Annotated in this window: 8 protein-coding genes; 2 read left to right on the forward strand and 6 right to left on the reverse strand. The window is 34.3% G+C overall.

Features of this window, described 5'->3' with window-relative positions; genetic code table 11:
• Positions 1-558: rubrerythrin family protein (locus MV589_RS04410; RefSeq protein WP_297432439.1), on the forward strand; the 558-nt coding region annotated here is incomplete at its 5' end.
• Positions 559-571: 13 nt separating this feature from the next.
• On the opposite strand, the gene lysS is transcribed toward MV589_RS04410, so the two are convergent.
• From lysS to MV589_RS04430, 4 genes are read right to left on the reverse strand one after another with little or no spacing between them, the layout of a single operon-like run.
• Complete coding sequence (gene lysS / locus MV589_RS04415; protein WP_297432441.1) at positions 572-2,092, reverse strand: lysine--tRNA ligase; 1,521 nt, start codon at positions 2,090-2,092, stop codon at positions 572-574.
• A 19-nt stretch (positions 2,093-2,111) separates the two neighbouring features.
• Complete coding sequence (locus MV589_RS04420) at positions 2,112-2,594, reverse strand: Fur family transcriptional regulator (protein ID WP_297432443.1); 483 nt, start codon at positions 2,592-2,594, stop codon at positions 2,112-2,114.
• A 1-nt stretch (position 2,595) separates the two neighbouring features.
• Positions 2,596-3,297, reverse strand: a complete 702-nt coding sequence (locus MV589_RS04425; protein ID WP_297432445.1) for a CvpA family protein — start codon at positions 3,295-3,297, stop codon at positions 2,596-2,598.
• On the reverse strand, positions 3,287-4,210 hold the full coding sequence (locus MV589_RS04430) for a diguanylate cyclase domain-containing protein (protein WP_297432447.1): 924 nt from the start codon (positions 4,208-4,210) through the stop codon (positions 3,287-3,289). The genes MV589_RS04425 and MV589_RS04430 overlap by 11 nt, the downstream gene beginning before the upstream one ends.
• A gap of 142 nt (positions 4,211-4,352) precedes the next feature.
• On the opposite strand from MV589_RS04430, the gene MV589_RS04435 reads away from it, so the two are divergent.
• Positions 4,353-5,702: a class II 3-deoxy-7-phosphoheptulonate synthase gene (locus tag MV589_RS04435; RefSeq protein WP_297432450.1), complete on the forward strand. Its 1,350-nt coding sequence runs from the start codon at positions 4,353-4,355 to the stop codon at positions 5,700-5,702.
• 11 nt (positions 5,703-5,713) lie between these two features.
• Here the strand turns inward: MV589_RS04435 and MV589_RS04440 are convergent, their stop codons facing one another.
• Both MV589_RS04440 and queF read right to left on the reverse strand, forming a co-directional pair.
• On the reverse strand, positions 5,714-6,073 hold the full coding sequence (locus MV589_RS04440; RefSeq protein ID WP_297432452.1) for a hypothetical protein: 360 nt from the start codon (positions 6,071-6,073) through the stop codon (positions 5,714-5,716).
• Entirely contained in the window at positions 6,073-6,570 is a 498-nt protein-coding gene (gene queF, locus MV589_RS04445; protein WP_297432454.1) for a preQ(1) synthase, read from the reverse strand. Before queF ends, MV589_RS04440 begins: the two co-directional genes overlap by 1 nt.
• Positions 6,571-6,629 lie beyond the last annotated feature (59 nt).

A 6,629-nucleotide genomic window follows, 5' to 3' on the forward strand; every position in this document is an offset into this window, starting at 1 on the left:
CAAATGGTTACAAAATCACTTACTTTAGTAAATCTTATGAAAGCATTTGCAGGAGAATCTCAAGCAAGAAATAGATACGAGTACTATGCAAAAGCGGCTCAAAAAGAGGGATATAGAGATATAGCGGCACATTTTCAAAGAGCTGCAAATAATGAAAAAGAGCATGCAAAACTTGAATTGGCATTACACAATAGAATGAAGTTTGAGAGAGAAAATAATTTTGGTACAACTGCTGAAAACTTACAATATGCTATTAATGGTGAACATTACGAAAATTCTAGTATGTATCCTGATTTTGCTGCGGTTGCAAAAGCTGAAGGTGATAAGGAGGCTGCAAGACTCTTTAGTGCTATTGGAAAAGTAGAAGTTGAACATGAAAAAATGTATACGATGCTTTTAGAAAGACTTAATGCTGATCATGAGTTTGAGAGCGATGAAGAAGAAGCGTGGATTTGTGAAGTATGTGGACATATTTATTATGGGAAAAAAGCTCTTGAAAAATGCCCTGTATGTAAACATCCAAAAGAGTATCAGTCTCGTTTAGTTGAAACGAAATAGAGTAGAATTTCTTCTACTCTTCTTCTTGGGCAGCCTCTTCACATGTCTCACCATTAAGAGGTTTCATAGCAGGAAAAAGTAATACATCACGGATGCTATGCTCATTTGTAAGAAGCATAACAAGTCGGTCAATTCCTATTCCCTGTCCAGCTGTTGGAGCCATACCATAACTTAAAGCTTCAACGAAGTCGCTGTCCATCTCATGCGCTTCATCATCACCACAATCTTTGGCAGCCATTTGTCCCTCAAAGCGTTCTAATTGGTCAAGTGGATCATTAAGCTCTGAAAAAGCATTTGCAATTTCACGCCCTGCAATAAAGAGTTCAAACCTTTCAGTGATTTCTGGATTTGTGTCACTTCGTCTTGCAAGTGGTGAAATCTCAACTGGGTACTCTGTTATAAAAGTAGGGTCGATGAGTTTCTCTTCTACAAATTCATCAAAGAGTTCACCTTGAAGTTGTCCTAGGTTCATTTTTTCATTGACATCAAGATTTTTCTCTTTTAAGTATGCAATAATTTTTGCTTTATTATTTACTATATCTGCTGGCACGCCACCAATAATAGTAAGTGATTCAATAAGTGGAATCTCTTGAAAATTGTTAAAATTAACTTTTAACTCTCCATAAGGCAAAAGTGTTGGAAGTTTTAAATGCTCAAAGAGATACTGAAAATACTCTTTTGTAATTTCTATTAAATCTTTATATGTTTTATATGCCCAATAAAATTCTATAGAGGTAAATTCAGGATTATGAGTTGCATCCATTCCCTCATTTCTAAAGTTTCTGTTGATTTCAAATACAGCTTCAAAACCACCGACTATAAGTCGTTTTAGGTAAAGTTCTGGAGCAATTCTTAGGTATCTATCTACATCAAGTGCATTATGATGTGTAACAAATGGTTTTGCATTTGCTCCCCCTGCTATTGGGTGCATCATTGGAGTTTCTACTTCTAAAAATCCTTTGTCTTCAAAAAATCTTCTTGTAAGAGAGATAACACGAGAACGGGTTTGAAAAGTTTTTCTCACTTCTGTATTCATAATTAAATCAAGGTAGCGTTTTCTGTATCGAACCTCTTTATCTGTAATACCATGAAATTTTTCAGGAAGTGGACTAATTGCTTTTGTTAAAATTTTTAAATCATCAGCATGAAGAGAAAGTTCTCCTTGACCTGTAACAAAAGGGTAGCCATGTACTTCTATAATGTCACCTACCTCAATGTTCTTTTTGAAAATAGTATTGTAAAAACCTTCAGCAAGATTGTCTCTTGCTACATAAAGTTGTAGCATTCCACTTTCGTCTTCTATCTTAACAAAACTTGCTTTTCCCATAATGCGAAGAAATTTTATGCGTCCACTAACAATATAGAGACGTGTTGCATCACGCTTGTCTTCTTTTTGCTCAATATCTGCGTTTACATTTAAAAATTTTTCTATAGTCGTATTTCTTTTAGACTGGTTTGAGTAAGGATTTATCCCTGCCTCTCTTAGTATATCTGCTTTCTCAATTCTTTGTTGAATGAATTTATTACTGAACAATCAATTTTCCTTTTTATAATTATCTATTTTTTTCTTGACATTTTTTGCAGATACCGTAAATCTGCATAGAATGGTCTTTCATTTTAAAACCAAGTTCATCGGTAATGGCATGTTGGCGTTTTTCTATTTCTTCATCTACAAACTCTGTAATCTCGCCACATTCAGTACATATTAGATGGTCGTGATGCTCTTTTGCACCAAGTTCATATTTTTTTCCTTGTGCACCAAAAGAGAGAGAAGTAACAACATTTGAATCCTCAAGTAAAGAAAGGGTTCTATATACAGTAGCAATTCCAGTTTTTAATTCCGGATACTTCTCTTGTATAAGATGGTGCAAAGACTCTGGCGTGAGATGTTCATCTGAATTATAGAGTGTTTCTAAAATGACTTCGCGCTGTATAGTGAATTTTAAACTATTCGCCTTAAGCAGTTTTTTGAAATTTTCTAAAAGCTGCTCATATTTAATGGTTCTGTCATTAAAGTCAGTTGTAATGTTTTGCATCTTACTTCTCTGTAGTTTTTTCTGATTCTTGTTCTTGTTCTGGTTTTGTTTCTGGTTCCACTTTTGCTTCTGATTCCGCTTCTGATTCGGATTGTTGCATCTGCTCTTTAGTGCTATTGACTACTTTTTTTACTTGTTCTTCTACATTCTCTTGAATATTTTCTTTAACTTTTTGAGTTGCCTTATCTATAGTTGTGTTAATATCACTACTAACTTCAGTCGGATCAATTTTCATGATATAACCACCGGTTTCAACAAGTACAGGAAATAGCACGCTTCCTTTCATAGCCGAATCAAGAGTAGGTCGGATGGCTTTAATATTGTATATGGCAAAGGCAATAACAGCAGCAATAAGAAAAAACTTACCTGCAGCAAAGACAAATCCGAGGATTTTATCAACTAGACCGAGACCACTAAGAGAACTTAACTTTTTAAAAGCAAATCCAATTGCTATCATAGCCAACCAAAAAACTGCCAATGTAAATAAAAAGCCTGTAAAGCTGATTGCCGAAGCATTAGAAAAATTAAATATGTTCTCATTTAAATATGCTCCTACTTTATCTCCTACACGAGAAGCGACAAAGAGACCTCCAATTATGCCAATAAGCCCAAATGCCTCTTTAAATAAACCGTTAAGTATCCCTTTTAGCCCAAGCAACAATATTATTATTGATGCAATAAGGTCAAAATAATTAAATTCCATTTTTCATCTCCACATTCATTTGATTTTTTCCAGAGTTTTTCGATACATAAAGCGCTCTGTCTGCTCTTTCTATAAGGGTAGTAGGAGTATCTCCTTCATGATAAGAAGTCGCCCCAATACTTATTGTTACAGAGAGTGACTTGCCTTTATAAATCAAACGGTTTGATCGTACTAAATTTAAAATACGCTGTGTAATTTCAAGGCAAGACTTCTCTTCTACTCTGTTGAGAATTATCACAAACTCTTCACCACCAAAACGGAATAGTTTGTCACCATCACGGAGTGTATTGCGTAGTAATTTTGTAAGATAAATAAGTACTTTATCTCCAGCTATATGACCATGTAAATCATTTACCTGTTTAAAGTCGTCTACATCTAATATAAGCAGGTGTAGTTCATGCTTTATATAACCTTTGTTACATATCTTTTCCAGATACTTATCCAATGCACCTTTGTTGAAAACTTTTGTTAAAGGGTCTAAATTAGAACTTTTTTCTAACTCTCTAACCTCTTTTGAAAGTTTTGTTATAAGTTCATTTGCTTTTTTTACTTCATCAGACATATTATTTTGTAATGCATCAAATTTATTCTTAATAGACGGATAATCTATTAACTCATTTTGATGTTGGCTCAATGTCTCCTGATGTTCTTTTGTTATCTTTTTAAACGAGTCATTACTGCTTTTATAAGATGATAACGATTTTTCTGCAAGCTCTTTATAAGAATTTGCGAGAATTGCTTTTGCTTGGTCTACAGAATCTACCCTTGAATTAGATATTGTGCGTAGGGTATCTGAAGCATGTTTGAGTGCATCTGCTATCTCTTCTTTAGTAGTCTCATTATTAGTATCAATATTGTGTAAAATATTGTTATAAATTTGAGTTACTAAAGATTTTAAATCATCTTTTTTCATATGTCTCCAAATAACTTTTGTCAAAAGTAGTCAAAAGTAATAGCATGAATTTACGCAATTATACATTTTTAAGCATAAAAAAAGCTTTTCTGAGAGATATTTTGGCTAAAATAACAAAAATATAATTTAATAAGGTTCTACTATGAGTAATTGGACTCCATCTAGCTGGCAAGAAAAACCGATATTGCAACAACCAACTTATCCTGATCAGGTAAAACTTGAATCAGTTCTTTCTGAATTGAGAAATTATCCACCATTAGTATTTGCTGGAGAAGCTCGATCTTTAAAAGAACAACTTGCAAGTGTTGCACAAGGAAAGGCTTTTTTACTACAAGGTGGTGACTGTGCTGAGAGTTTTTCAGAGTTTCATGCGGATAATATTCGTGATACTTTTAAAGCATTAATGCAGATGGCAGTTGTGATGACTTATGCTGGTGGACTTCCTGTTGTAAAAGTAGGGCGTCTTGGTGGTCAGTTTGCAAAGCCCCGTTCATCAAACACAGAAACTTTAGATGGTATAACACTTGACTCTTACCGTGGCGATATTATTAACGGTATAGACTTCAATGAAAAGGCGCGTGTTCCTGATCCTGAGCGAATGATAAAAGCATACAATCAAGCGACTGCAACACAAAATTTACTTCGTGCTTTTGCATCAGGTGGTTTGGCTGATTTACATAAAGTAAGCAAGTGGAATCTTGATTTTGCCCATAAAAGTGAAATAGGTGAAAAGTATGAAGCTCTTGCTGAAGATATTGAAAAATCTTTGAAATTTATGGAAGCGTGTGGTGTAACTTCAAAAACATATAGAACACTTCGTGAGACAGACTTTTTTACTTCACATGAAGCACTTTTACTTCCATATGAAGAAGCATTTACGCGTAAAGATTCTATTACTGGTGATTGGTATAATGTAGCAGCACATATGGTATGGATAGGAGATAGAACACGCCAACTTGATGGTGCTCATGTTGAGTATATGAGAGGAATTAAAAATCCTATTGGAATTAAAGCTGGACCATCTATGGATCCTGAAGATTTAGTAAGATTAGCTCAAGCTGTAAATCCAGATAATGAAGCAGGACGCTTAAATATCATTGTAAGAATGGGTGCAAACAAAGTTGGTGAGCATATGCCACAGCTTATTCGTGCTATTGAGAGAGAGGGGTTAAATGTTGTTTGGTCATGCGATCCAATGCATGGAAATACTATTAAATCTTCAAATGGTTATAAAACGCGTCCTGTTGATGATGTTTTAACTGAAATGAAACAGTTCTTTCAAGTGCATCGTTCTGAAGGAACTTTTGGTGGTGGTGTTCACTTAGAGATGACTGGTAAAAATGTTACAGAATGTATTGGTGGTAGTTTTAGAGTAAGAGAAGAGGATTTAAGTTCTCGTTACCATACACATTGTGATCCTCGTTTAAACGCAGACCAATCACTAGAGCTTGCATTTTTAATTGCAGACTCTTTAAAAGATGCACATAAATAAGTAAGGTATTTTTACCTTACTTGAAAAATATTTTCTTTGTGTACAACATTAAATTCATTTCCATAGCTGATTCTCTGTTGTATCCCTCCACGGGCTGTTAAATCTACAACAATTCCTAAATTTTGTGTCTCTATACTTTTTGTAATAGTTAAAAATATCTCATAAGCAATATCTTCTGCGTTTAGTTTTTTATCTCGAAGTGAAGTAATGTACTTTTTAAAGTCTAAAAGATTAAAAGTTTCCCCTAAACTCATAAAATTAACATAGACACTACCACGATAAGGTTGTCCACTCTTTGCAAGAAAGAGTAACTCATGAGAGAGATATTGAAGTTTTGTATTTTTTACTATATCTACTTTTTGAAGCTGCATTAGCCTATCCTTTGAGGGTTGAGATTTCGGTTTAAAAATCTATATTTTTCTATTTCATTATACTTTTCATCTCCATTAGAGTAGCTAAACGCAGGATGTATGCTAATGTTTCCTCGTGGGTAGAAGAGCCCAATAACTTCAAGGTATTTTGGTTCCATCAGCTTCACCAAATCTTTTCCAATTTTATTGACAACATCTTCATGAAATTCTCCACTGTTCATAAAGCTAAAAAGATAGAGTTTGAGTGATTTACTCTCAACCATTTTAATGTTTGGAATATAGTTAATAATGAGTGTGCCAAAGTCAGGTTGATTTGTTTTAGGACAGAGTGAAGTGAACTCATCAGCATTGAGTGTTACCCAGTAGTCCATTTGAGGGTGAACATTTTCAAATGTTTCAAGCAGAGTCGGATCGTATTCGTATTTGTACTGCGTTTGAGTACTACCGAGTTGCGTTACTTCAGAGGCTCTTTTAGCTTTGTATGCTTTTTCATCCATTGTCTATCTCTTCCTCTTTCTCTTGGATTGTTAAAAGCTCTTCAACTTTTGCTTCATAT

The organism is Sulfurimonas sp., assembly GCF_026991475.1.
GTDB lineage: Bacteria > Campylobacterota > Campylobacteria > Campylobacterales > Sulfurimonadaceae > Sulfurimonas.

Coding starts and splice junctions, on each gene's coding strand:
- MV589_RS04420 (WP_297432443.1), bottom strand. CDS start 2,594: ATGCAAAACATTACAACTGACTTTAATGACAGAACCATTAAATATGAG.
- MV589_RS04425 (WP_297432445.1), bottom strand. CDS start 3,297: ATGGAATTTAATTATTTTGACCTTATTGCATCAATAATAATATTGTTG.
- MV589_RS04430 (WP_297432447.1), bottom strand. CDS start 4,210: ATGAAAAAAGATGATTTAAAATCTTTAGTAACTCAAATTTATAACAAT.
- MV589_RS04435 (WP_297432450.1), top strand. CDS start 4,353: ATGAGTAATTGGACTCCATCTAGCTGGCAAGAAAAACCGATATTGCAA.
- MV589_RS04440 (WP_297432452.1), bottom strand. CDS start 6,073: ATGCAGCTTCAAAAAGTAGATATAGTAAAAAATACAAAACTTCAATAT.
- queF (WP_297432454.1), bottom strand. CDS start 6,570: ATGGATGAAAAAGCATACAAAGCTAAAAGAGCCTCTGAAGTAACGCAA.